At 69.1% G+C, this 24,913-nt stretch carries 22 protein-coding genes; 12 read left to right on the top strand and 10 right to left on the bottom strand.

Features of this window, described 5'->3' with window-relative positions; all coding sequences use genetic code 11:
- Positions 1–49: 49 nt before the first annotated feature.
- Together MLE64_RS06860 and MLE64_RS06855 are read right to left on the bottom strand one after the other, a co-directional pair.
- Positions 50–1,108, bottom strand: a complete 1,059-nt coding sequence (locus MLE64_RS06860; RefSeq protein WP_243317021.1) for a 3-oxoacyl-ACP synthase III family protein — start codon at positions 1,106–1,108, stop codon at positions 50–52.
- Positions 1,109–1,194: 86 nt separating this feature from the next.
- Positions 1,195–2,115 carry a formyltransferase family protein gene (locus MLE64_RS06855; protein ID WP_243317020.1) on the bottom strand — a complete coding sequence of 307 codons (921 nt, stop codon included), beginning with the start codon at positions 2,113–2,115 and terminating at the stop codon, positions 1,195–1,197.
- Between the two features lie 74 nt (positions 2,116–2,189).
- Here MLE64_RS06855 and MLE64_RS06850 point away from each other — a divergent pair, with 74 nt between their 5' ends.
- The gene (locus tag MLE64_RS06850) at positions 2,190–3,248 is read left to right on the top strand and encodes a tetratricopeptide repeat protein (protein WP_243317019.1); all 1,059 of its coding nucleotides are present in this window, start codon (positions 2,190–2,192) and stop codon (positions 3,246–3,248) included.
- Positions 3,249–3,258: 10 nt separating this feature from the next.
- On the opposite strand, the gene MLE64_RS15730 is transcribed toward MLE64_RS06850, so the two are convergent.
- From MLE64_RS15730 to MLE64_RS06835, 3 genes are all read right to left on the bottom strand, one after another.
- A complete protein-coding gene (locus MLE64_RS15730) occupies positions 3,259–4,938 on the bottom strand; it encodes a tetratricopeptide repeat protein (protein ID WP_279342963.1) in 1,680 nt (559 codons plus the stop codon).
- Between the two features lie 57 nt (positions 4,939–4,995).
- Positions 4,996–5,199, bottom strand: coding sequence for a cold-shock protein (locus MLE64_RS06840; protein WP_243317018.1), 204 nt, complete (start codon positions 5,197–5,199; stop codon positions 4,996–4,998).
- A gap of 474 nt (positions 5,200–5,673) precedes the next feature.
- Positions 5,674–6,819 (bottom strand): acyl-CoA dehydrogenase family protein, encoded by a 1,146-nt coding sequence (locus MLE64_RS06835; protein ID WP_243317017.1) that lies wholly within the window; start codon positions 6,817–6,819, stop codon positions 5,674–5,676.
- A 162-nt stretch (positions 6,820–6,981) separates the two neighbouring features.
- On the opposite strand from MLE64_RS06835, the gene MLE64_RS06830 reads away from it, so the two are divergent.
- Together MLE64_RS06830 and MLE64_RS06825 are read left to right on the top strand one after the other, a co-directional pair.
- Positions 6,982–8,337 carry an aminotransferase class I/II-fold pyridoxal phosphate-dependent enzyme gene (locus tag MLE64_RS06830; protein ID WP_243317016.1) on the top strand — a complete coding sequence of 452 codons (1,356 nt, stop codon included), beginning with the start codon at positions 6,982–6,984 and terminating at the stop codon, positions 8,335–8,337.
- 17 nt (positions 8,338–8,354) lie between these two features.
- On the top strand, positions 8,355–9,122 hold the full coding sequence (locus tag MLE64_RS06825; RefSeq protein ID WP_243317015.1) for an SDR family NAD(P)-dependent oxidoreductase: 768 nt from the start codon (positions 8,355–8,357) through the stop codon (positions 9,120–9,122).
- A 163-nt stretch (positions 9,123–9,285) separates the two neighbouring features.
- Here MLE64_RS06825 and MLE64_RS06820 read toward each other — a convergent pair whose 3' ends face one another.
- Positions 9,286–10,431: an MFS transporter gene (locus MLE64_RS06820; protein WP_243317014.1), complete on the bottom strand. Its 1,146-nt coding sequence runs from the start codon at positions 10,429–10,431 to the stop codon at positions 9,286–9,288.
- Positions 10,428–11,627, bottom strand: coding sequence for an MFS transporter (locus MLE64_RS06815; protein ID WP_243317013.1), 1,200 nt, complete (start codon positions 11,625–11,627; stop codon positions 10,428–10,430). Before MLE64_RS06815 ends, MLE64_RS06820 begins: the two co-directional genes overlap by 4 nt.
- Positions 11,628–11,682: 55 nt before the next feature.
- On the opposite strand from MLE64_RS06815, the gene MLE64_RS06810 reads away from it, so the two are divergent.
- The 3 genes from MLE64_RS06810 to MLE64_RS06800 all read left to right on the top strand — a co-directional run bounded on the left by MLE64_RS06810 (position 11,683) and on the right by MLE64_RS06800 (position 14,811).
- Complete coding sequence (locus MLE64_RS06810) at positions 11,683–13,206, top strand: acyl-CoA carboxylase subunit beta (protein ID WP_243317012.1); 1,524 nt, start codon at positions 11,683–11,685, stop codon at positions 13,204–13,206.
- Positions 13,207–13,320: 114 nt separating this feature from the next.
- Positions 13,321–14,208, top strand: a complete 888-nt coding sequence (locus MLE64_RS06805; protein WP_243317011.1) for a DUF3667 domain-containing protein — start codon at positions 13,321–13,323, stop codon at positions 14,206–14,208.
- 81 nt (positions 14,209–14,289) lie between these two features.
- On the top strand, positions 14,290–14,811 hold the full coding sequence (locus MLE64_RS06800; protein WP_243317010.1) for a DinB family protein: 522 nt from the start codon (positions 14,290–14,292) through the stop codon (positions 14,809–14,811).
- 10 nt (positions 14,812–14,821) lie between these two features.
- Here MLE64_RS06800 and MLE64_RS06795 read toward each other — a convergent pair whose 3' ends face one another.
- On the bottom strand, positions 14,822–15,664 hold the full coding sequence (locus MLE64_RS06795; protein WP_243295021.1) for an RMD1 family protein: 843 nt from the start codon (positions 15,662–15,664) through the stop codon (positions 14,822–14,824).
- A gap of 252 nt (positions 15,665–15,916) precedes the next feature.
- Between MLE64_RS06795 and MLE64_RS06790 the strand changes: the two genes are divergently transcribed.
- The 4 genes from MLE64_RS06790 to MLE64_RS06775 all read left to right on the top strand — a co-directional run bounded on the left by MLE64_RS06790 (position 15,917) and on the right by MLE64_RS06775 (position 21,741).
- A complete protein-coding gene (locus MLE64_RS06790) occupies positions 15,917–17,500 on the top strand; it encodes a methyl-accepting chemotaxis protein (RefSeq protein ID WP_243317009.1) in 1,584 nt (527 codons plus the stop codon).
- A gap of 152 nt (positions 17,501–17,652) precedes the next feature.
- Positions 17,653–18,246 carry a YceI family protein gene (locus MLE64_RS06785; RefSeq protein WP_243317007.1) on the top strand — a complete coding sequence of 198 codons (594 nt, stop codon included), beginning with the start codon at positions 17,653–17,655 and terminating at the stop codon, positions 18,244–18,246.
- Positions 18,247–18,322: 76 nt separating this feature from the next.
- Positions 18,323–19,018, top strand: coding sequence for an alpha/beta hydrolase (locus MLE64_RS06780; RefSeq protein ID WP_243317006.1), 696 nt, complete (start codon positions 18,323–18,325; stop codon positions 19,016–19,018).
- A gap of 86 nt (positions 19,019–19,104) precedes the next feature.
- Positions 19,105–21,741 carry a zinc-dependent metalloprotease gene (locus tag MLE64_RS06775; protein ID WP_243317005.1) on the top strand — a complete coding sequence of 879 codons (2,637 nt, stop codon included), beginning with the start codon at positions 19,105–19,107 and terminating at the stop codon, positions 21,739–21,741.
- A gap of 86 nt (positions 21,742–21,827) precedes the next feature.
- Here MLE64_RS06775 and MLE64_RS06770 read toward each other — a convergent pair whose 3' ends face one another.
- Positions 21,828–22,592: an outer membrane protein gene (locus MLE64_RS06770; RefSeq protein WP_243317004.1), complete on the bottom strand. Its 765-nt coding sequence runs from the start codon at positions 22,590–22,592 to the stop codon at positions 21,828–21,830.
- 113 nt (positions 22,593–22,705) lie between these two features.
- On the opposite strand from MLE64_RS06770, the gene MLE64_RS06765 reads away from it, so the two are divergent.
- On the top strand, positions 22,706–23,584 hold the full coding sequence (locus tag MLE64_RS06765; protein ID WP_243317003.1) for a 2-oxo acid dehydrogenase subunit E2: 879 nt from the start codon (positions 22,706–22,708) through the stop codon (positions 23,582–23,584).
- Positions 23,581–24,450: a phosphatase PAP2 family protein gene (locus MLE64_RS06760; RefSeq protein WP_243317002.1), complete on the top strand. Its 870-nt coding sequence runs from the start codon at positions 23,581–23,583 to the stop codon at positions 24,448–24,450. Before MLE64_RS06765 ends, MLE64_RS06760 begins: the two co-directional genes overlap by 4 nt.
- On the opposite strand, the gene dtd is transcribed toward MLE64_RS06760, so the two are convergent.
- The gene (gene dtd, locus MLE64_RS06755; protein WP_243317001.1) at positions 24,434–24,868 is read right to left on the bottom strand and encodes a D-aminoacyl-tRNA deacylase; all 435 of its coding nucleotides are present in this window, start codon (positions 24,866–24,868) and stop codon (positions 24,434–24,436) included. The genes MLE64_RS06760 and dtd overlap by 17 nt on opposite strands.
- Positions 24,869–24,913 lie beyond the last annotated feature (45 nt).

Raw genomic sequence — 24,913 nt, 5'->3', positions numbered from 1 at the left:
GACTCCGGGGTTTGCCAGGATTCTAGTCCCGGGTGGGATCCAACCGCAATCAGGCGCGGTAGAGCGCCGCGCCCCAGTGGAGGCCGGAGCCCAGGGCCGTGAAGGCCACCAGGCCGCCGGGGCGCACCAGGCCCTGCTGGCGGCACTCGTGGAAGAGGATGGGCAGGGTGGCTGCGGTGGTGTTGCCGTAGCGCTCGATGTTGTGGGGCACCTTCTCCGGCGGGAGGCCAAGGGCCTTCTGCACGCCTTCGATGATGCGGAGGTTCGCCTGGTGGACCAGGACCAGGTCCAGGTCCGCCACCGTCACGCCCCCTTCGTCGCAGACGTCCCGCACCGCCTGCGGCATGAGGGTCACCGCGGACCGGAAGACCTCCTTGCCGGACATCACCGGAAGGGTCTCGCCGGCTTCGATCTGCGCCTGGTCCACGAAGGGCCGGCGCTTGAAGCTGGCGCCCGGCATGGTCAACACGCCCGCCCCGGTGCCATCGGTGAAGAGCTTCGTCTTCAGGAGGCCGCGGTCCTCGTCCCGCGCTTCGATCACCACGGCGCCGGCCCCGTCGCCGAACAGGACGGTGCGGTCCCGGCTGGCGGTGTTCTCGGCCTTCTCCACATCGGTGACCTCGCGGGTCGAGCGGCCGATCACCGTATCCCATCCCAGGTGCCAGGGCATGAAGCCTGTGTGCACCTCGGCCCCCACCAGCAGGACCTTCCGGTACCGGCCGCTCTGGATGAGCAGGTCCGCCAGCTCCAGCCCGTAGAGGAAGCCGCTGCACTGCTGCCGGATGTCGAAGGTGGGGAGGTTCGTGCGGAGTCCCAGCGCCGCCTGCAGCAGGGGGCCATCGCCGGGGAGGAGGTGGTCGGGCGTCATGGTGGCGAACACCACCGCATCGAGGTCCCCGGGCGCCAGCCCGGCATCGGCCAGGGCGGCCCGGGAGGCAAGCACGCCCAGGTCGGTGGAGCCCTGGCCGGGCTCCGCGAAGCGCCGCTCCTGGATGCCGCTGCGGGTCCGGATCCACTCATCCGAGGTGTCCATGATCCGCGCCAGGGCCGCGTTCGTGACGACGTGCGGAGGCAGGCCGATGCCGGTTCCAGTGATCACGCTTCGCATGGATTTCCTTTTCTCGTGAGGGCGCGACAGCATACCCCGGATTCCGGGTCGGAGCCAGATCCGGCCGGGAGGCCCGGAAGGACGGTTCAGCCTTCGCTGATCCCGAGCATCCGGAGGGCGTTGGCCTGCTCGCTGGGGCGCTCCAGCCGGGTTCCCTCCACCTTGAGCGTGTGGAGACGCAGGGCCCCGTCCGCGAAACCGAGCAGCACGCCATCGCGCAGGGCGAGGAAGCGTCCCTGGGGGCAGGGCAGGTCCGTGGGCAGCGCCCAGGCCACCTTGACGGAGCCCTCGGCGGTCTGGAGGAAGGCGTTGGGCCAGGGGTCGGCCACGGCCCGGATCTGGTTGAAGGCCTCCTGGGCCGTCATGGCGAAATCGAGTCGGGAGTCGGCGGGCTTCCGTCCCCCGAAGTAGGTGGAGGGTCCGAGGGTCTTCTGGTCGATGCGGAGGAGGCTCCCGTCCACTAGGCCCGGCATGGCCTCGCGGACAAGGCCCCGACCGGCGTCCGCCGCCTTCAGCGTGAGGCTGAGGGCGGTCTCGTCCCAGTCGATGGGGAGGCGGGCCTGGGCCAGGATGTGGCCGTCGTCGGGCTTGGGCGTCATGGCGTGCAGGGTGATGCCGGTTTCGCTCTCGCCCTTCACTAGCACCCAGTTGATGGGCGCCCGGCCCCGGTACTTCGGCAGCAGGCTGCCATGCAGGTTGTAGGCCCCCAGCCTCGGGATCTCCAGGAAGCGCGCCTGGATCATCTCCCGGAAGTAGAAGCTGAAGAGGAAGTCGGGCCGGTGGTCCCGGATGGCCTCGAACACCTCGTCGGCGTTGAAGGCGGGGGCCATGTGGACCGGGATCCCGTGGGCCTCGGCCACCACGGCCGGCGGTGTGAACCACTGCTCATCGGAGCCTTGGGCGTAGGTGTACAGGGCCTTCACTTCCACCCCGGCTTCCAGCAGCCCCTGCAGGGCCGAGGTCCCCACGCTGGAATAGGCACACACAACGGCAGTCGGGCGCGGCATAATTCCTCCACATCCAGCATCTCATAACCCGTTGACCTTCCTGTCCGTAGCCCTATGTTGTGCCGGGAGCTTTCATGCGCTTGCGTGTCCTGCCGCTGCTGTTCGGCGCCGTGCTGCTGACGGCTGGCGAGGATCCCTTCGAGCCACCGCCGGAGGTTCAGGCCTTCGCGCGCCAGCAGACCAATGGCCGGCCGAGCATCCCCTCCAAGGTCTCCACCCTGCTCAGGGCCTTTTTCTCCCCCGCCGAGGAGGGCGGGCTGGGGATCGTCTATGACAATGCCTACACCCGGACGCCCAAGGAGGTCTGGCGGGATCGCAAAGCCAACTGCCTAGGCCTCACCGCGCTTTTCGTGGGCGCCTGCAAGTCCATCGGCCTCGAGGTGCGGTACGGCGAACCCCTGCGGATCAGCCGCTGGCGCCGGGTGGGCTCGACGGTGCGGTTCGAGCGGCACGTGGTGGCCGTGGTGCAGTCGGGGACGTTGGGACAGGAGCTGGTGGCCGATTTCCTGCCCGAAGTGCGCCGGGACAGCCTGCTGATCGCCCCGCTCGAGCCGAAGCGCGTGCAGGCTCTTTACTTCAGCAACCGGGCGGTGGAGCTGCTGGCGGAGGAAAAGCCGGAGGAAGCCCTCCACGCCGCCCGCCACTCCATCGAAGTGGACCCGGCCCTGGGCGTGGGCTGGAACATCCTGGGGGTGGTCCAGCGGGCCCAGGGGCACGACGCCGACGCCGAGGCGTCGTTCCGGAAGGCCCTCTTCGAAGATCCCAAGGACGGCGCCCCCTGCGGAAACCTGGAGAACCTCCTCCGGGCCCAGGGCCGCACGGAGGAAGCGGCCGCCTACCGCGAACGCGGTCTGGAGATCCGGAAGCGGGACCCCTTCTTCAACGCCTTCCTGGCCGAAGAAGCCCTCGGGGAGCAGCAGTGGGACGAGGCGGGGCGGCGCATCAAGCAGGCCATCCGGCTGCTTCCCTACGAACCGGAGTTCTACTGGATCCAGGCCCGGGTGGCCCTGGCCCAGGGCCGGACGAAGGACGCCATCAAGTCGCTTGAGAAAGCGCGCAAGTGGGCCCAGCCCGAGGCGCAGGCCCGCTACGACAGCAAGCTCTCGCTGCTCCGGAACATCAAGCCCGATTGATCCCGGAAGGTCAGTTGGCCTCCAGCTCCGCCAGGCGGGCCTGGGCGTCGGCGCTGTCGGGGTGGTGGAGCAGGCACTCGCGCAGGTAGCGTCGCGCCCCGTCGAGGTCCTCCAGCTCTCGCCTCGCCTCCGCCAGCTGGATCAGGGCCTCCTCGGACTGGCTGTCCAATTGGAGGGCCTGCCGCCAGTGGCTCTCGGCCCGGTCCCAATCGCCCAGTTCCGCACAGGCATGCCCCGCGTCCATCAGGAATCCCAGGTTCCGGGGGTCCATCCGCACCGCATGCTCCAGATCCAGGCGGGCGGGGACGTGATCGGCCAGGTTGGCCCGGGCGAGCCCCCGCAGGTGCCAGAAATCCGCACGCTCCCGGCAGGACTCCCCCAGGCCGTTCAGATAGGGGAGCAGGGCCTCCCAGGCTTCCAGGCCGGCGAGGCAGTCGGCCTGGAGCAGCAGGAGGCCCGTGTCGTCTGGAGCCTGCTGAAGCAGGGTTGCGACCTCTCCGTAGGCGGCCTCGTATTCCCCCAGGGCCACCCGGACCTGCAGGAGGAGCGGCGGACGGTGATCGCCCCGGCGATCCGGCGGGAGCTTCACGAGGAGCTGTTTCGCGAAGGCCGGATCGCCCTCCCACCAGAAGGCGAACTCGGCCCGGCGGAGCTGCCACTCTTCTCGGAGGAGGTCCCCCTCCGTCCCCTCCGGGAGGGTCCGCCAGGCCCGCGCCAGGCTCCCGAGCGCCTCCGCGTCGCGCTCCAGGTCGAGTGCGATCTGGTACCGCTCCATCCAGAGGCGGAAGGCGTCCGGCAACTGTCCGACCGCGTCCTCCACTGTCCTCCAGGCTCCGTCGATGTCCCCCATGCGCCGGCGGGACAGGCACTCCACGAGCCAGGGCAGGGGCTGGTCCCGGCGATCCCGGGGGAGGGCTCCGACCAGGCCCAGGGCCTCGGCGGGCCGGCCGTTCCGCAGCAGGTACATGCCCGCCGCCCCGCGGTCCCAGGGGAGCCGCGGGTCGCCGTGGCGGGAGATCAGCGTCGCCAGGGCGCGCTCGGCCACGTCCTCCCGTCCATGCTGGAACCCGGCCAGCATCAGGTCCTCGAGCACCAGCGGATCATCCCAGGCCAGGGGGAGGGCATCCTCAAACCGCGTCCAGGCCTGATGCAGTGCATCCTCGCGGCCGGAGCGCAGGAGGAGGATGCCCTGCAGGTGGCGCAGCCGGGCCATCCGCGGGGCCACCCGGATGAACCGGTCCCCCCAGGCGATGCGGCGGAACGAGGGTGTGTCGGGAACCCGCCGGAAGGCCTGGGACACCACCAGGCGTTTCCAGAGGGGAAGGCGGGCGAGCTGGGCCTCCAGGGCATCCAGCCAAGCCCGGTCCCGGTAACCGAGGGCCTGGTGCGCCGCGCTCCGCAGGAGGCGGACCCGGTAACCCAGCTCACCGGTGGCCAGGGGCGCCCGGGAGAGGCACTCCGCCACGGCCGAGGCGGGCTCGCCGGCGGCCCACATGGCCTCGGCGCGGGCCAGCCGCGGGGGGTATAGCCAGGCCTGCCGGATCGCCCAGCCCAGCCAGGCCCCGGCCAGGACCGTGAGCGGGAGGATCCACCCGAACCGGGGATCGCGGCGGAATCCCTCCAGCGACAGGAGGAGCATCAAGGCGATCAGCAGGGTGCCCAGGATCGGGCGGACGGAGACCTTCTTCATGGCTCCAGGGTACGCGACGGGCCCCGGCCGGAACCGGGGCCCGGGGAAAAACGGTGATCAGACCTTGTTGACGTTCGCGGCCTGGGGCCCCTTGGGGCCCTGCACCACATCGAAGCTGACCCGCTGCTTCTCCTCGAGGGTGCGGAACCCCTTGGCCTGGACGGCGGAGTAGTGAACGAAGATGTCGGCCCCACCCTCATCGGGGGTGATGAACCCGAACCCCTTCTCGGCGTTGAACCACTTGACGGTACCTTCGGACATGACTTTCTTCCCTGGGATGGAGTCCCATAAGCCTGGAGGTTGGTCGCGCGATACGCACCAGGCGTGCGGATCGCGGGGGCTTGCGCCCGAGTGAAACCGGGATCCCCGGCGGGAGTCCCTCCCCCACTTTTCACGGCTGTTGAGCTGGTAAAGATGGATGGTTGACAGGGATTCTAGGGTCGGGTGTTGGGGCCTTCAAGACCCAAATGCCGGAATTCATGCTCTTGTATTGATCTTCAGACCCGGGATGGCCGTCAGACCCAGCTGCGCCTGGGCTCCCGAAACGGAGAAGGCGGCCCCGGGGGGCCGCCTTCTGAGCACAGGGATTCGGGGTGGATTAGTTGCCCTGCTGGATTTCCCGGCCAGGCCGGGTGGCCAACCTTGGGTGTTTGAACGAACCAGCGGGTCCCCACTCGGAACGCGCCATTCAGGCGCGTTCACTCGTGACCCGCGGGGTCGTCCGTTCCCTGACCGTCAGTTGCCCTGCTGGATCTCTTTGGCGATGACCAGGCGCTGGATCTGGTTCGTTCCTTCGTAGATCTGGAGCAGCTTGGCGTCGCGCATGCACTTCTCGACCAGGTAGTCGCGGCTGTAGCCGTTGCCGCCGAGGATCTGCACGGCGTCGGTGGTGACTTCCATGGCGGTGTCGGTGGCGAAGGTCTTGGCGATGGCGCTCTGCTTGGAGTTCTTGATGCCGTTGTCGGTCATCCAGGCGGCCTGCCAGGTGAGCAGGCGGGCGGCCTCGATCTTCTTGGCCATGTCCGCCAGCATGAAGCTGATGGCCTGGTTGGCGAAGATGGGCTGGCCGAACTGGACGCGGGTCTTGGCGTACTGCAGGGCGATCTCGTAGGCGGCGCGGGCCACGCCCACACCTCCTGCGGCCACGGCGGCGCGGGTCTGGTCCAGGGTCTTCATGGCGATGACGAAGCCCATGCCCTCCTTGCCGAGGAGGTTCTCGGCGGGCACCTCGGCGTCATTGAAGTAGAGCTCCACCTGGTTGGAGGCGCGCTGGCCCATCTTGTCCAGGGCCTTGCCCACCACCAGGCCCGGCGTGTCGCGGGGGACGACGATGCAGCTGGTGCCGCGGGCGCCCTTGCTGGGATCGGTGCTGCAGAAGAGGGCGTACCAGTCGGCGTAGCCGCCGTTGGTGCAGTAGCACTTGGTGCCGTTGATGATGTACTTGTCGCCCTTCTTCTCTGCGCGGCAGCTCATGCCGCCGGCGTCGGAGCCGGCATTGGGCTCGGAGAGCGAGAAGGCGGCGAACTTGGGCTCCTCCGCGATCATGCCCAGCCACTTCTTCTTCTGCTCGGGGCTGGCGGCGATGAGCAGGGGGGTCATGGCCAGGCCGTTGGCCATGATGGAGGTGTAGAGGCCGCCGCAGCCCCAGGACAGCTCTTCGCAGACGATGGCCTCATCCATCTGGGAGGCGCCGGGACCGCCGCAGTCCTCGGGCACCAGGGCCTGCAGGTAGCCGTAGTCGAAGGCGGCCTTGTAGACGTCTACGGCCCACTCGCCGGTCTCGTCGTACTTGCGGGCCACGGGCCGCATGATCTTCTCGGCGAAGGTATGGGCCCGTTCTTTTTCGGCCAGCTGTTCGGGGGTGAGCGAGAAACCGAGCATGGATGCCTCTTCAGATGGGGAGGTGGAATGGCGCGCGGATGGGGCCGGAGGGTCCAGTCTAGCGGCCTGCCCCGCGCCGCCCAAGGCCGGAAGCCCTGTCACGGAGTAGGATGACGGCGGTCACAGCGCGGCCCCGGGTTAAACTCAAGGGTTGGAGTGCCCATGACCATTCATCTGACCGACCTCGGGAAGGCCGTCCTTGAGACGGAATACGCGGTGCGGGGGCCCATCGTGGCGCGCGCGGCGGACCTGGAGAAGCAGGGCCGCGAGATCATCTACTGCAACATCGGGAACCCCCAGTCCCTGGGTCAGAAGGCCCTCACCTGGAACCGCCAGATCCTCGCTCTCTGCGAATATCCGGCGCTGATGGACCTGGCCCCCGGAATCTTCCCGCCCGATGTGATCGAGACCGCCAAGGCCATCCTCGCCGGGACGAAGCACGGCCTCGGCGCGTACAGCGAGAGCCGCGGCGTGCGGTTCATCCGCGAGGCCGTGGCCGAGTTCATCCTGGAGCGCGACCACATGCGGGTGGATCCCGACGCCATCTTCCTGACGGACGGCGCCAGCAAGGGCGTGCAGACCATCCTGCGGCTGCTCATCGCCGGCCCCCAGGACGGCATCATGATCCCCATCCCCCAGTACCCGCTCTACTCGGCCACCATCACGCTGTACGAGGGGCGCATGGTGCCCTACTACCTGGACGAGGCCAACGGCTGGAAGCTGAGCCGCGCCATGCTGGAGGCCTCCCTGGCCCAGGCGAAGGCCGAAGGCACCCATGTGAAGGCCATCTGCGTCATCAACCCGGGCAACCCCACGGGCGCGGTGCTGGACGAGGCCAACATCGAGATGGTCATCGGGTTCGCGAGGGACCACGGGCTCTCGATCCTGGCCGACGAGGTCTACCAGGAGAACATCTACCTGCCGGGCGACGAGTTCGTGTCCTTCGCCAAGGTGCTCCACCAGATGGAGGCGAAGGAGGTCTCCCTCTTCAGCTTCCACTCCTGCTCCAAGGGCTTTCTGGGCGAGTGCGGCGTGCGCGGCGGCTACTTCGAGTATCGGAATGTGCCCGAGGACGTGGCCGCCCAGATCCTCAAGCTCCAGAGCGTGAGCCTCTGCGCCAATCTGGCGGGCCAGGCCGCCACCTGCGCGATGGTGCGCCCTCCGAAACCGGGCATGCCCTCGTACGCCCGCTACGCCGAGGAGAAGGCCGCCATCCTCGGCGCGCTGAAGCAGCGGGCCATCCTGCTGGCCGAGGGTCTGAACCGCATTGAGGGCATCACCTGCAACGTGATCGCGGGCGCCATGTACGCCTTCCCCAGCATCACGCTGCCGCCCGGCCGCACGGACTTCGACTACGCCATGGCCCTGCTCGAGCAGACGGGCATCTGCGTCGTGCCGGGCTCCGGCTTCGGCCAAGCCGAGGGCACCGCCCACTTCCGGACCACCATCCTCCCGCCCACGGACAAGCTCGAGAAGGTCGTCGAGGCCCTGGGCGAGTTCCACCGGAACTACCGCTGATTTCCACAGGAGAACCCATGCGTCCCGAGCACCCCATCGTCCTCATCACCGGCGCGTCCAGCGGCTTCGGCGAAGCCATGGCGCGGCTGCTGGCTTCCCAGGGCTGCCACCTCGCCCTGGGCGCCCGGCGGGTGGAGCGCGTGCAGGCCCTGGCGGACGAGCTCAGGAAGGCCCATGGCGTGAAGGTGTTCGCCGGGGCAGTGGATACCCGGCACACCGCCAGCGTGGACACCTTCGTGGCGGAAGCCGCAGCGGCGCTGGGCGGACTGCACGTCCTGGTGGCCAACGCAGGCCTGGCCAGCGGCACCTACAAGATGTGGGAGACTCCGGACGAGGATCTGGAAGCCATGATGCGCACCAACGTCGAAGGCGTGGTGAAGACCATCCGGGCCGGCCTGCCGCACCTCCGCACGGCCGGGTGGGGTCATGTCTTCTTCATCGGCTCCACGGCGGGCCACCAGCCCTATGAGGGCGGCAGCGTCTACTGCGCCTCGAAGTTCGGGGTGAAGGCCATGGCCCACAGCCTGCGCCTGGAGCTGAACGGCGAGCAGATCCGCGTGACCTCCGTGGATCCGGGCATGGCCGAGACCGAGTTCTCCAACGTGCGCCTCAAGGACGGCGACAAAGCCAAGGCCGTCTACCAGGGCGTGACGCCCCTCACCGCCATGGATGTGGCGGAGTGTGTCCGCTGGTGCCTCATGCTCCCGGACCACGTGAACATCGATGAAGTTCTCGTGAAGTGCGTGGACCAGGCCAGCGTGCACAAGCTCCATCGGCGGGCGTGACCCCAGGTTCCAGAGACCAAGGATCTCCACGAAGGACACGAGGGTGCACTGCATGCGCACAAATGAACACGAAGGAAGGTCGGGACACTCCTCTTCCTCCTTCGTGCCTCTTTAGTCTTCCATTCGTGTGCTTCGTGGAGTGCTTTCCTGATGGGGATCGCGATCAGTTCCGGCTGAGTCGCACTGCCATGGGCAGGGAGGCCAGTACGGCGACGGCACCCAGGGCCCAGCCCATGCGGTAGCCGTAGCCGCCGATGACCCAGCCCAGGGTGAAGCTGCCGAGGCCGATGCCCGAGTCGAAGGCGAAGAGGAGGGCGCCGAAGGCCGCACCGCGGCGCTTGGGATCGGCTGTCTCCAGCAGCTTCGCGTTGAGCAGGGTGTGCACCATGCTGTAGCCCGCCCCGTAGATCACCGCGGCGGCCACGTGGCGGGCCATCCCTCCCGGCAGCGTGGCCAGCAGGGCCATGCCCGTCAGGGCGCCGATCAGCATGGCCGGGAGCAGGCGGATGGGGCGCCTGCCGAAGCCCGTCCGCAGCATGACGATGCGCATGAGCACCATACCCACGGCCATGCAGGAGAGGAAGGCCGAGGGCAGGGACATGCCCAGGGCCAGGGCCTCCTGGGCCGTGTAGCTCCCCAGCGCCCCGTAGCCCAGGGCCACGCAGAAGAGCACGAGGCTCGGCCCCAGCGCCGAGGGGTCGGGCCACTCGAAGCCCTCCGCCCGGCCGTGGGGGTGATCCTTGGGCAGGGTGGTCCCCAGGGCGCCCAGGGCGAGGAAGATCGCGGCAAGGTACCACCCGATGGGCGCGAATCCCCAGCGCTGGTGGATCCACAGGCCCAGCAGCGGGCCAACGATGACGCCGCCGGGGCTGGCCAGGCCGTAAAGGCTCAGGCCGTCCGCCCGCCGGTCCTCCGGGAGCACGTGGGAGAGCGAGGCCATGGTGGCCGTCAGCAGGCCCGACCACACGATGCCGTGCGGGAAGGCCAGGGCGTAGAAACCCCAGCGCACCGGCATCAGCGCGTAGGCGCCAAGGAAGAGCGCATAGAGCGAGGCGGAGGTGACCACCAGGCGGCGATGGCCCACGCGATCTCCCAGGGGGCCCGTGAACAGCGCGCCCAGGGCGCTGCCGGCGGTGAAGAGGCTCATGAACCGGCCGCTCTCGGCCAGCGAGGCGCCGAGAACCCGCAGGCGCAGCGGCACCGTGGGGAAGAGCTGGAAGGCCGCAAAGAAGGTCACGAACGTGATGGCCCAGACGAGGGTGAACTGCCGGGTCATCAGACGCGGCCGCGGGCTCGAAAGATCCGTCATCCTTCTACGATGACAGAGGCCCCCGGCACGGATGTCACGGCCGGTCTGCGGACCACGCGATGCGCCACGGGAATGCACAGGGTCATCAGGCCCGCCCCGACGGCCCAGCCCCAGCGGAAGCTGGCGTGCTGCATGACCCAGCCCAGGCCCAGGGCGCCGATGGCCGTGGCGGCGTCGAAGGCGAAGAAGAAGGCGCCCGTCGCCGCGCCCCGGCGGTGGGGCGGCGTGGTCTCCATGACGTGGGTGAGCATGAGCGTATGCACCATGCCGTAGCCGGCGCCGTAGACGAGGCCCGAGGACAGGTGCCGGGCCAGGCCCCCCGGCAGGAAGGCCAGCAGCCCGTAGCCCAGGGTGGTGAGGGCGGCCATCCACGGCAGGAGCTCCACGGGCCGCCGGCCCATGCCTGTCAGCGCCAGCAGGCCGCGCATGGCCATCATGCCCAGGGCGAAGCAGGTCAGGAAGGCGGACGGCCAGGGCAGGCCCAGGGCCTTCGCCTCCTGGGCGCTGTAGGGCGGCATGGGACCGAAGCTCAGGCCCACCAGGCCCATGACGGCCACAGCGCCCCACACGGAGCGGTCCGGCCACTGGAACAGGCCCACGGCCTCGATCTCGCGAGGAGCCTCGCGGGGCAGGAAGCCGATCAGCAGGTGCAGTGCCACGAAGACGCCCGCCAGCAGGACCAGCATCCAGGAGAAGCCCAGTCGGGGCATCAGCCAGAGCCCCACGAGCGGGCCCACGGCCACGCCGCCGGGCCCCGTCAGGCCGAAGATCGACAGCCCCTGGGCCCGGTGCGCCAGGGGCAGGATGCCGCCGACCTTGGCGACGGAGGCCGTGCGCAGGGCCGACCAGAGCAGGCCGTGCAGGGGCGCCAGCAGGTAGAACACCCAGCGGACCTTCAGCAGGGCGTAGACGAGGAGGATGCCCACCACCGCCAAGGTGGCCACCCGCAGCACGCGGCGCGGCCCCAGCCGGTCGCCCAGGGGGCCCGTGATCAGCGCGCCGAAGCCCGAGCCCAGCATGAAGGCGGTCTGGAAGCGCCCGCTCTCCGCCAGGCTGGCGCCGAACTCCCGCAGGCGCAGGGGCACCACGGGGAAGAGCTGGTAGCCGGCGGCGAACACCAGGAAATAGAAAGTGCAGACCACGAAAAAAGGCACCGTCAGGAACCCGGTTCGCCTTGACTCGTCTGCGTCCAGCATCCCTCCAGGATCGCATGCCGGGCCGCTATGCTGAAGGATCCATCCCGAGGCAACCATGCAGCTGGACCAGTTCCATTCGGAAGTCGACCGCATCAGGAAGGGCGGCGCGCCCAAGGCCCACGAGAAGAACGCCGAGGCCGGGAAGCTCTTCGCCCGGGAGCGCATCCGCCTGCTGGTGGACGAGGGCAGCTTCAGCGAGGACGGCCTCTTCGCCAACGCCCTGCACAAGGATCTTCCGGCCGACGGCGTCATCACCGGCACGGCCACGGTGGACGGCCGACCCGTGGCGCTCATGGCCAACGACAGCACCATCAAGGCCGGCAGCTGGGGTGCCCGCACGGTGGAGAAGATCATCCGCATCCAGGAAGTGGCGATGCGCATGAGGATCCCCATGCTCTACCTGGTGGACAGCGCCGGGGCCCGCATCACGGATCAGCTCGACATGTTCCCGGGCCGCCGCCACGCCGGGACCATCTTCCACATGGAGGTGGCGCTCTCGGGCCTGGTGCCTCAGGTCTGCCTGCTCTTTGGGCCCTCGGCCGCCGGCGGCGCCTACATCCCCGCCTTCTGCGACGTGGTGATGATGGTGGAGGGCAACGCCAGCATGTACCTGGGTTCGCCCCGCATGGCCGAGATGGTCATCGGCGAGAAGATCAGCCTGGAGGACCTGGGCGGCGCCCGCATGCACTGCTCCGTGAGCGGCTGCGGCGACTTCCTCTGCAAGACCGAGCAGGAGGCCATCGCCCTCTGCCGCCAGTACCTCTCCTACTTCCCCCAGCACTGCGAAGATGCCCTGCCCCAGGCCACGCCCAAGGGCGTCTCCGTGAAGGCCAAGGACCTGCAGACGCTGGTTCCCAAGGACATCAACTCGCCCTTCCAGATGAAGGACTTCATCGAGGGCCTGGTGGACGAGGGCAGCTTCCTGGAGGTCAAGAAGCTCTTCGCCGGCGAGATCATCACGGGCCTGGCGCGCCTCGACGGCCGGCCCGTGGGCATCCTGGCCAACCAGCCTAGGGTGAAGGGCGGCGTGCTCTTCGTGGACAGCGCGGACAAGGCCACGCGCTTCATGACGCTGTGCGACGCCTTCGGCATCCCCCTCGTGTTCCTCAGCGACGTGCCGGGCTTCATGATCGGCAGCGCCGTGGAGAAGCAAGGCATCATCCGCCACGGCGCCAAGATGATCAGCGCCATGGCTTCCTGCAGCACGCCGCGCATCTGCGTGGTGGTGCGCAAGGCCTATGGCGCGGGTCTCTACGCCATGAGCGGCCCGGGCTTCGACCCCGACGCCACCCTGGCGCTCCCCACCGCCAGCATCGCCGTCATGGGGGCCGAGGCCGCGGTGAACGCCGTCTTCGCCAACAAGATCGCCGAGAAGCCCGAAGAAGAGCGCACCGCCTACGTCCAGCAGCTCCGCGACGAGTACAACGAGGACATCGACCTGAAAAAGCTGGGCGCCGACCTCCACGTGGACGCCATCGTGGATCCGGCCGACCTCCGCCAAGAGATCATCACCCGCCTGGCCCGCGCCCGCCGACGCGATTCGTGGCCCATCAAGCGCCGCAGCGTGACGCCGGTCTGAGGGGCGAACGGCCGGGGCATGTCCGCGCCGAAGCCGATCTGAATCAGCTTTTTCCGGTCAGGAGCCGTGGCATCATCAAGGCACGGCGGCCCTGCAGGCACGCCAGGAGTCGCGATGTCGGTTTCGATGCCTTCCCCGGGCCTGTGCCTGAACTGCGAAGCGGAATTGTTGGGCGTCTTCTGCCATCGCTGCGGCCAGAAGGCTCAAAACCGGCGGCTGCCCCTGAAGGCTCTGCTCCACGACGTGATGCACGACCTCTGGCACCTGGACCACAAGGTCCTGGAATCCCTGTGGCTGCTGGTGCGCCGCCCCGGATTCCTGGCCCAGGAGTATCTCCAGGGGCGCCGGGTGCGCTACATGCCTCCGTTCCGGCTCTACGTCCTCACCAGCTTCGCGCTGTTCATGGCACTTTCCTTCGTGCCGGTGGGCTCCAAGGGGAAGACGGGAAAACCGGCGGAAGCGGTCCAGCATGCCTCCGGGAGCGGGGGGGTCTCGGGAGAGAGTCCGGCGGCTTCCGAGACTCCTGTCCGGGCGGTCCGGAGATCCGGGGCCCCGGTCTGGGCGGTCGAACTGGATGCCCGCGCCCGGCGGGCCGGACAGGACCCGGACCGCTTCTACCGGACGTTCCTGTCGAACCTCTCCAAGAGCCTCTTCCTGCTCATGCCCCTCTTCGCGGGGCTGCTGATGCTGCTGCACCTGCGCTCCAGGCCGCTTTTCGTGGACCAGCTGGTGATCTCCCTGCACCACCATGTGGTGTCCTTCCTGGCCATCCTCCTCTTGATGGGGCTGGCGGCCCTGCCCGGGGAGAACTGGGGCTGCCTGCCGGGCTTCTTCATCTTCCTGCTCCCGCCGGTCCACCTGGCGGCCTCGCTGCAGCGGCTCTTCCGGCGGGGCTGGGGGCGGAGCCTCCTGAAGGCGGCCCTGGCGTCGGCTCTGTACGGCCTCATCGTCAGTGCGGTCCTGATCGGGCTCATGATCCTGTCGCTTCCGAAGGCGGGGTGACCGCGGCAGGACCGGGCCTGTCGGGCCCGGGCCTTCCCGCGGCGAGTGCGCTATGCTTCCGGGGATCTTTCCGGAGGCCGCATGTTCCGTCGCGTGGAGGACTTCAAGACCATCTGGCAGCAGGAGGCGGAGAAGACCCTGGCCGTCTTCGAGGCCATTCCGGACGCCGCGGCCCACCAGGCTGTGGATGAGCAGCACCGGGACCTGCGGCGCATGGCCTGGCATCTGGTGGAGACCATCCTGGAGCTGCCCCAGAACCTGGGCCTGAAGGTGAAGGGCCCGGTAGGGCTGGGGCCCGATGGCTTCATCGCCACGCCGCCGCCTCCCACCATGGCCGAGATCATCGCCGCCTACCACGCCGTGAGCGACTCCCTGCTGGACCACATGGGCAGCTGGAGCAACACGGAGCTGGGGCGGAACTTCACGCTCTACGGCGAGACCTGGACGGGCGCCTTCGCGCTCTACGTGCTCGTGAGTCACCAGGCGCACCACCGGGGCCAGATGACGGTCCTCATGCGCCAGGCCGGCCTCCATGTGCCCAGCATCTACGGGCCGACGAAGGAGGGCTGGGCCCAGTTCGGAATGGCGGCGCCGAAGGTGTAGCCTTCCCGGCTCACTTCAGGGGGAATTCCTTCCAGACGAAGAGGACCACCTCGACCAGGATGAGCACGATGATGATCCACTCCAGGCGCTGGTCCTTGCGGTGGGCCAGCACGTCGAGCACGGTGGCGCCGGCGTCCTGGAGGTAGGCCACCTTCTGGTTCACGGCGGACAGGCGCTCCTCCAGGTCGAACTGGTCGAAGAGGGCCCCGTCCAGGTGTGCCAGCGCCTCGCTCTCCCAGGTCTCCGGCGGGTCGTCGAAGAGGGTGAGGGTGTCCAGCACCGCCGCGCGCACCGCCATGGCGAAGCCCACGGTGCGCAGCAGCTCCTTCTGGCCGGGCACCAGGCGTCCTTCCTCGCGGAGAGCGGTCACGACCGGCCCGAAGCGGGCCAGGGCCTGGCTCACCTCCGCCTCCACCGCGTCCAGGGCCACGCTCTGGGCCAGGGCGAGGGAGACGATCTTCAGCTTGTCCAGGGTGAGTTCCCGTAGCCAGACCTCGGAGAAGCCCACCCGGTCCGCCTCGGCGCCGAGGTGGACCCGCAGCTCGTCCCGGGCGGCCTCGGCCCGCGCACCCGTTCCCGGCAGGCGCGCCAGGTCCTGGAGGACCGAGGCCGTGACCTCGGGGGAGGCGCCCCAGAACACCGCCGCCCCGAACCGGGCGAGGTACACCCAGGTTCCGGCCTCGGGTTCCAGCACCAGGGGGTTGGTGGACAGCACCCGGTGGTGGGGGTAGGTCGCGCAGAAGGCCCGGAAGTCGATCTGGCCCTGGAAGTATTCCGCCCGGAGCAGCACCCCGTCGGCGGGCCTCTCGGAGAGCAGGGGGGCGCGCTGGAGCGCCAGGGATCCCGGGTCCATGGCTCCAATGTAGGCCCGGTGGCGGTCGGGGGGTGAACCGATTCGGGGCTCTCTGGTCAGGGGTTGACCGGGTGGACAGGATTTGATCGATCTGATGTTTCTGCTTCCGGGCGATTTAGGGCGTCAACTGCATACGATCCACCGAAATGGGTCGTGACGAGGTCGCTGGCCCCTATATTGCTTGTTACTTATTGAGCATTGCCCTTTATTGTTCCGTCACCTTTCCCGGAGGGGCCCCTGGTGTTCAAGAACATGACGATCAGATGGAAGCTGAACCTGCTCCTCGGGTTCACCGTCCTGAGCCTCGGCACGATCGGGGTGCTGTCGCATGTCCAGCGACGCCAGATGGAGGCCTCGATCACGGCGATGGTCGATCGGGACCTCCAGCTGCTCGTGGACCTCAACCGGGCCCAGGCCGAAGGCCTGCAGATGGGCCAAGCCACCCGGAATATCCTGATCGATCCAGCCGACGCCCAGGCCAGGCAGAATTTCGAAGAAGCCTACCGGCAGTCGGCCGAGGCCCTGGCGCACGCGGAGCGCCTGGCTCCCGAAGGCATGCGGGTACGCCTGCCGACCCTGCTCGCCCTCTGGGCTGAGGACCACGCCCTTCAGGTCGAGGTCCAGCGCCAGGCTTCCCTGGGGCACCAGGATGCCGCCACAGCGCTGCTGGTGCAGAAGGAGAAGCCCGCCTGGCGCGAGGCCAAGGGTCTCCTGATCAGGCTCATCGGGGAGCAGCAGAAGGTCTTCACCGCCAGGAAGGACGCGGAAGTCGCCAGCATGGCGAGGACCCGGAACCTCCTCGCCATCGGCCTGGGCCTCGCCGGCCTCCTCTTCATCCTGTTCGCCCTGGCGATCGCCCGCAGCGTCGCCAAGCCGCTCCGCTTGAGCATCGAGGCCGTCAAGCAGCTCGCCAAGGGCGACCTGGCGGTCAAGATCCAGGTGCCCGGAAGGGACGAAGCCAGCTGGGTGCTCTACGCCATGAAGAAGATGATGGAGAGCATGAACCAGGTGGTGACGGAGATCCGGGGCGCCGCGGCCCAGGTGGCCCGGGGCAGCCAGCAGATCGCGATCGGCGCCGAGCAGCTGTCCGGCGGCACCTCCCGGCAGGCGGCGTCGGCCGAAGAGGCCGCCGCCTCCATCGAGGAGATGAACGCCACCATCCGGCAGAACGCGGACAACGCCAGCCAGACGGAACGGATGGCCATGCAGGCCGCGGACGATGCGGGGAAGACCGGAGCCGCGGTGGCCGAGGCCATGGCGGCCATGAAGGACATCGCCACCCGGATCGAGATCATCGACGACATCGCCTGGCAGACCAACCTCCTCGCCCTCAACGCGTCCATCGAGGCGGCGCGGGCCGGCGAGCACGGGAAGGGCTTCGCGGTCGTGGCTTCCGAAGTCCGCAAGCTGGCCGAGCGCAGCCAGGTGGCCGCCGGCGAGATCAGCCAGCTGTCTTCGGCCAGCGTCGACGTGGCCGAGCGGGCGGGCAAGATGCTTGCGAAGCTGGTGCCCGACATCCGGAAGACCGCCGAGCTGGTCCAGGAGATCAGCGCCGCATCCCGGGAGCAGGCCACGGGGGCGGGGCAGATCAACTCGGCCATCCAGCAGCTCAGCCGCGTGATCCAGGAGAATGCCGGAGCCGCGGAGGAGATGGCCTCGACGGCGGAGGAACTGTCCGCCCAGGCCGCGCACCTCCAGGCCACCCTCGGGTTCTTCCGGACCGGAGGAGAGCGGCCGGGAGCCGCTCCCGGTGCGAATGCCGGTGTGAGCGCTGGCCCGAAGCCCGAATCGTCAGGCGTCCGCCGCCATCTGGCGGACCTGAACGCGGCCACCTGACCCAGGCGGAGACGCCGAGTCCCCCAGCCGCGCCCCTCGCGAAGCGGAGCGTTCAGAGGGGCCGGGGCGGTTTTCTCAAAAAAGGTGTTGCAACTTCATTAGAAGTGCCTAGACTGAATTGCATGGTGAAACACCTAATCTTTGGAGGCTCTATGCGACACCCCTTCCGCTCCCTGCTCGCCACCCTCGCCCTGGCGACCGTGCCCGCCCTGGCCGGCCAGGACACCTACAAGATCGACCCCGTCCACAGCGAGGTGAGCTTCAAGGTCAGCCACCTGCTCGCCAAGGTTAGCGGCCGCTTCACGAAGTTCGAAGGCACCATCCAGGTGGACACGGCCGACATCAGCAAGTCCAGCGTGGCCGTCACCATCGACGCGACCAGCCTGACCACGGACAACGAGGCCCGGGACAAGCACCTGAAGTCCCCCGACTTCTTCGACGTGGCGAAGTACCCCACCATCACCTTCAAGAGCACGTCCGTGAAGGAAGTGGCCAAGGGCAAGCTTGAGATCACCGGCGACTTCACCCTGCATGGCGTGACCAAGCGCATCACCTTCCCCATCACCAACGCGGGAACCCAGCCCGGCATGGCGCCCGGCAGCGTGGTGGCAGGCTTCATCGACGGTGCCCTCAGCCTCAACCGCAATGAGTACGGCATCAAGACCTTCCCCGGCGTCATCGGCGAGACCGTGGCCGTCAGCCTGAACGCCGAGGCCGGCAAGGTGGCCCCGGCCGCGAAGAAGTAATCCAGCCGGACCTATGGTTTTCACCGCCTCCGGCCGTTCTCTGAGCGACCGGAGGCGCCCCTTTCTGGAGGCACGCATGGCTCCATCAATCCAATCCCTCAGTGAGCTGCGGCAGGACGCGCCCTCGGGCCTGGCCTACCGCGTGAGGTTGCCGGAGCCCGCCCGCCCCCGGGCCCTCGTGGTGCTCCTGCACGGCGTGGGGGGCCGGGAGACGGACCTAGCCGACCTCGCGGCCGGCGTGGGCCCGGACACCCTGGTGGTGCTGGTCCGCAGCCGCCTCCAACTAGGGCTCGACCAGTTCGGCTGGTTCCGCGTGGCGTTCACCGCGGAGGGCCCGAAGATCGCCGCGGGCGAAGCCGAGGACAGCCGCCACGCGCTCATCCGCCTTGTCGATCACCTGCAGGCCGACCACGGCGTGGAGGCGCGCCGGACCGTCCTCGCCGGCTTCAGCCAGGGCGGCATCCTGAGCGCCAGCGTGGCCCTCAGCGCGCCCGAGCGCGTGGGCGGCTTCGCCATCCTCTCGGGCCGCATCCTGCCGGAACTCGAGCCCCGCATCGCCAAGCGGGAGTGGCTGGCGCACCTGCGCGCCTTCATCAGCCACGGCGAGCAGGACCCCACGCTGCCCGTGGCCTGGGCCCAGCGATCCGACCAGTGGCTGGCCGACCTCGGCATCCCCCACGTCACCCGGATGTATCGCGCGGGCCACACCCTGAATCCCGAGATGCGGGCCGATGTCCTCGCCTGGATCGGCGGGCTGGCCGGAGCCGCTTGAAGGCCCCCCGGCATCGGAAAATCCCTAAACGGTGATGAGGATGCCCGCGTATGGTATGGCACATGTCTCCTTGGAGGAGGATCCGTATGTGCCATCATCCGCGCCTCGCCGCGCTCCTGCCCCTGATCTGCCTGAGCCTCGCCGCCCAGGCCCCTTCGAACGGCGCCAAGGCTCCGGGAGGGGCGGCCGCCACGCTCGCGGCAGCCCAGGCGCCCGGGGCCCTGAAGCCCTTCGCCGAGGTCATCAAGGACGCCAAGGAGCAGAAGGGGTTCTTCACCCTCTGGACCAAGGACGAGAAGGTCTGGATCGAGGTGAAGCCCGAGCAGCTCGACGCGCCCTTCTTCCTCGCGATCAGCAGCACCCGCGGCCTGGGAGAGCGCGGCATCTACGGCGGCATGATGGATGCCAGCTACCTCGCCAGCTTCCGCCGCGTGGGGAACTCCCTCCAGCTGCTGGCGAAGAACACGACCTTCACCGCGCCCGAAGGCTCGGCGGCGGCGCGGGCCGTGGCGGAGGGCTTCACCGACAGCCTGCTCTCCAGCGCCCCCGTGCTCAGCCAGCCCCATCCCGAGCGGAAGTCCTTCCTGGTGGAGGCCAACGCACTCCTGCTGAAGGACATTCCCATGGGCGCCACCCGGCTGGAGGCGGCCTTCCGGCAGCCCTACGGCTTCGACGCCGCCAACAGCTTCTTCGAGAAGGTCCGCGGCACCGAAGACCAGGCCGCTTTCCGGATCCAGGCCCACTACGCCCTGGCCCGCGTCATCCTGCCGCCGCCGCAGATGCCGGGCGCCCCGCCCATGCCCTTCACGCCGCCCCCGGCCACCCTGGAGGACATCCGCAGCCTGTTCCTGGGCTGGCACGTCTCCTTCGCCAAGCTGCCGGACCAGCCCATGGCTCCGCGTCTGGCGGACGACCGGCTGGGCTACTTCGCCACCACCCGCTGGGACTTCGGCGACGACACCAGGGTGGATCCCAAGGTGCACTACATCCACCGCTGGCGCCTCGAGAAGAAGGACCCCGCCGCCCCGCTCTCTGAGCCGAAGCAGCCCATCGTGTTCTGGCTGGACCGGAACATCCCCGAGAAGTACCGTCCGGCCGTCACGGCGGGGGTGCTGGCCTGGAACAAGGCCTTCGAGGAGCAGGGCTTCAAGGAAGCCATCCAGGTCAAGGTGCAGCCCGCCGACGCGGACTGGGACACGCACGATGCCCGGCACGCCTCCCTGCGCTGGCTCACGGGCACGGACATCGGCTTCGCCATCGGGCCCAGCCAGGTGGATCCCCGTAGCGGCGAGATCCTGGACGCGGACATCGGCATCGGCGAAGTCTGGGCCCGCGGCACCCGCACGGACGCCCGCGAGACCCTGCCGCCCCGGGCCCAGGAGCCCTTCCTGTTCCGCCACGACCAGGACCTCTGCAGCTATGCGGCCGAGGCCCACCAGGAGATGGGCTTCGCCCTCGACCTCCTGGAGACCCGCGGCGAGATCACGCCGGGCAGCCCCGAGGAGGACGCCTACGTGGCCGCCGTGCTCAAGGACGTGGTCACCCACGAGGTGGGCCACACCCTGGGCCTGCGCCACAACTTCCGGGCCTCGACCATCTATTCCCTGGACCAGGTCTCCGACCCGGAGTTCACCAAGGTCCACGGTCTGACCGGCTCCGTCATGGACTACAACGCGCTGAACCTGGCGCTCAAGGGCCAGCGCCAAGGCGAGTACGTGATGAGCACCCTGGGCCCCTACGACCACTGGGTCATCGAGTACGGCTACAAGCCCCTGGTGCCCTCGGAGGAGAAGGCGGCCCTCGCCAAGATCGCCGCGCGCAGCTCCGAGCCCCAGCTGGCCTACGGCACGGACGAGGAGGCGCTGGGCTTCATGGGCCTCGAGGGCATGGACCCGGAGGTGAACCGCCGGGACCTGGGCTCGGACCCGCTGGCCTTCTACCAGAAGCGCATGAGCCTCTCCAAGGAGCTCTGGGACCGCCTGCAGGCCAAGACGTTCAAGGATGGGGAGGAGTACCAGCCCCTGCGTCGGGGCCTGCTGCGGGCCCTGGGCCAGGTGGGCCTCTCCGCCAACCTGAGCGCCAAGTACATCGGAGGCGTGGTCCACCTTCGCGACCACGCAGGCACGGGCCGGGCGCCCATCACGCCCGTCCCCGCCGTCCGCCAGCGCCAGGCCCTGAAGCTGCTGGAGACCGGGATCTTCTCCGTCGACGCCTTCCGCTTCAAGCCCGAGTTCCTCTCGCGGCTCACCACGGATCGGTTCGAGGGCCCCGTGAACGCGGACCCCTCGCCCGCCCAGTGGGTGCTCCGGACCCAGACCCAGGTGCTAGCCCAGTTGTTCCAGCCCGCGGTGGCCCAGCGCATCCTGGACGCGCCGGACAAGCTGGCGGATCCCAAGGGGGCCTTCCGCCTGTCGGAGCTCTACGACGCCCTGCAGAGTGCCATCTGGACCGAGCTCAAGAGCGGACGCGAGGTCTCGGTGATGCGGCGCAACCTGCAGCGGGAGCATCTGCGCCAGCTCAGCGCCCAGGTGCTGAAGGCCAATCCCCTCACGCCGGCGGACGCCCGGGCCCTGGCCCGGGAGACCCTGCGCGCCCTCCAGCCCGCCCTGAAGGCCGCGCCCCTGAAGCCCGGCTTCAGCAAGGAGAGCAAGGCCCACTTCGCCGACTGCCTCGCCATCGTCGACGAGAGCCTGAAGGCCAGCCTGCAGCGCATGACGCTCTGAATCACGCGCAGGACTGAACCATCCGCAAGACATCCGGCGCCCCGGGAATCATCCCCCGGAGCGCCGCTGCGTGTGGGAGCCCGACCCTAGAACCGCCGCCCGATGCCCAGCCACACATTGGGGCCCGTGGAGTCGGTGTCGGCGGTGACCGTGGGTGGGGCCAGGGAGCCGCTGGCGGGGACGTCGTGCTTGAGGCGGGCCCAGGAGTAGCTGACACCGGCCTCCGCGTACCAGGTGCGCTTCTCCGAGAAGTACACATCCACGCCCACGCCCACCGTGAGCATGGGGAACCAGCCGTCGTTGTCCACGTGGAGCAGGGTTTCGTCGAGGTAGGGGTTGCGCAGCGTCAGGAGGGTGCGGTCCTTCTCGTAGGCCACGCCCAGGCCGCCCTGGAGGAAGGGGATCACGCGCCGGTCCGCGCCCAGGGGACGGAACTGGGCGAGGACGAGAAGGTCGGCGTAGACCGTGTACTTCTGCTCGAAGGCGAGGGTGGCGGGGCCGGCGGGCGTGTCCACGGTCGCCGAGCCGTCGATCTTGCCCCGGGAGTAGTCCAGCTCGAGCCCCACCTTCCAGCGGGGATCCAGGTCCCGGAAGACCTGCAGGCCCAGGTTGAGGTTGGCGACGTCGTCCCAGGTCTTGAACGACTGGCCCGTGGTCGCGTTGATGTCCTTGATCTGGCGGTTGGTCTCCGTCTGCTTGGGCCAGCTCTGCTGGAGGTAGGCGGTCCAGGTCCAGGGCGTTGCCTGCTGGGCGGCGGCTGGAGCCCCGGACAGGAGGAGGACCGCGCCAAGCACACTGGAAATGGGCAGGCCAGAAACAGGCAGGCTTAAGCGTGCGAAAGGCGTCAGCATGGGATCCCCGGAAAAGTTGCCCCATGGATAATCCCGACCTTCCGGGGTGTCAATGCGAAAAGACGATTTGCGGGTCTTCTTGACAGGCCCGGTCCGGATGATGACCCTGGGCCATGCCCCTCTTCTCGCGTCCCGATGGTGATCTGATCCGCGGCGAGGATCCCGTGCGGCGCATCATGCCCTACCTCATGCGAGGCCGGAACGAGAGCTGCGTCTACCAGGAGTCCGTGTACCGCATCGCGGCCGCGCGCGTCTGGCTCAAGGCCTACAACCGCGTCCATCACCCCCGCGCCACGCTCTTCCATCTGGTGGCTTACGCCACCGCGGTGGCGCTCGAGACGCGCCCGCGCCTGAACCGGTTCGTCTCGGGCGGGCGGACCTACCAGCGCCGGGGCGTGTCCATCTCCTTCGTGGCCAAGCGGGAGTTCACGGATGACGGGGCCGATGTCACGGTGAAGCTGGCGTGCCCCAAGGGCGAGAGCTTTCCGGACTTCTCCCGGCGCATCTCGACGCGGGTGGACGAGGCCCGGGAGAAGGACTGCGCCGTGGACAAGGAGGTGGCGCTGGTCATGCGGCTTCCCGGCCCGCTGGTGCGCGGGCTGGTGGCCCTCGCGCGGGGGCTGGACCGCTGGAACCTCTTCCCGGGCTTCATGATCCGGGATGACCCGATGTTCGCGACGATCTTCCTCGCCAACCTGGGTTCCGTGGGCGTCTCCGACGTGTTCCACCATCTTTATGAATACGGCACCGTCTCCATCTTCGGGGCCGTGTCGGCCCCCCGGCGCGCGGTCTTCGCCGGCCGCGATGGCGCGACCTCCGAGGAGGCGCTGTCCGTGCGCTGGACCTTCGACGAGCGCATCGACGACGCCTTCTCCTGCGCCCGTTCCCTGGCCCTGGTGCAGAAGATCCTCGAGGACCCCGCCCGCTGGCTGGGCTCGCCGGAGGGGACGCCCGTCTGGTCGGGCGTGGATCCGGGGGCACCGGAACCATGATCGCCAGGGCGATCGCCGCCCTGCGGCCCTCCGAGCGGCTGACGGCCCTGGTTCTGGCGGGCCTGCTGCTGCTCATCGTGCTGGTCCGGCCCGACGGGGGGATTCCCCGGGCCGCCACGTTCGCGGCGCTGCTCCTGGCGGTCCTGCTGGTGGGCCGGGTGAAGGGGAAGGCGGCCGCGGTGCTGCGTGACTTCCTGCCGATCCTGGTGGTCCTCCTCGTGTTCCTCCTGCTCCAGCCGCTGGTGGTGGCGGTCAACGTCCACCGCTGGGACGCGGCGCTCGCCGCCGCCGACGCCCGGTGGTTCGGCCAGCTCGCTGCGGCCTGGCACGGCGCCTTCGGCCGGCCCGCGGCGTTCACGGATCTGATCTACCTCGCCTACGCCAGCTTCTACTTCCTGCCCATCGCCGTGGCGGCGCTGGCCTGGCGGCGGCTGGGCCCCGAAGGCTTTGAGCGGGTGGCCTTCCGGATCTTGCTGGGCTTCTACCTGTCCTTCCTGGGCTACTTCCTCTGGCCTGCGGAAGGCCCCCGGGTGCCCGAGGCCCTGGCTGCCGCGAAGCTGGGCGGCGGTGCCGTCTCCCAAGCGGTCCGGGCCTTCCTCCACGGAGCCGAATCCACCACCCTGGACGCCTTCCCCAGTGGCCACACGGCCCTCTCCGTGCTGCCGGCCCTGCTGGCCACGCGACCCTTCCCGCGCCTGGCGCCGCTGCTCTGGGTCTGGGCCCTGGCCGTGGTCTTCGCCACGGTCTACATCGGCGTGCACTACGTGGTGGATGTGGCGGCGGGCCTCCTGCTCGCGGGGCTGGCCCTCGTCCTGGCGGCGCCGGTCTCCCGGTGGCTGGCGCGGCCCTTCAGCGCTCGAGGATGAAGGTCACGGGCCCGTCGTTCACCAGCTCCACCTCCATGTGTTCCTGGAAGAATCCGGACTTCACGCGGGGGTGCTGGGCCTTGAGCAGGTCGAGGAACCTGCGGAAGAGCACCCGGGCCGCGTCCGGGGCCATGGCCCGATCGAAGGAGGGGCGCCGCCCCCGCGCGACGCTGCCCGCCAGCGTGAACTGGCTGATGGCCAGGATCTCGCCGCCCACGTCGGCGAGGCCGAGGTTCATCTTTCCGGCATCGTCCTCGAAGACGCGCAGCGAGGCAATCTTGGCGGCGGCCCAGGCGCAAGTCTCCTCCGTGTCGCTGGCCTCGAGGCCCGCGAGCACGAGGAGGCCCGGTCCGATGGCGGATTCCAGCTCTCCGCTGCGCACCGAGGCCCGCTTCACGCGCTGGATGACGGCTTTCATGGAATGCTCCCCTCCGAACTGTGCCATGGCGGAGGGGGGCAGGGC

Origin of the sequence: Geothrix paludis (genome assembly GCF_022808815.1) — a bacterium.
GTDB classification, from domain to species: domain Bacteria; phylum Acidobacteriota; class Holophagae; order Holophagales; family Holophagaceae; genus Geothrix; species Geothrix paludis.
Note: the sequence above shows the minus strand (reverse complement) of the source record. Positions and strands in the feature narration are given on the sequence as shown.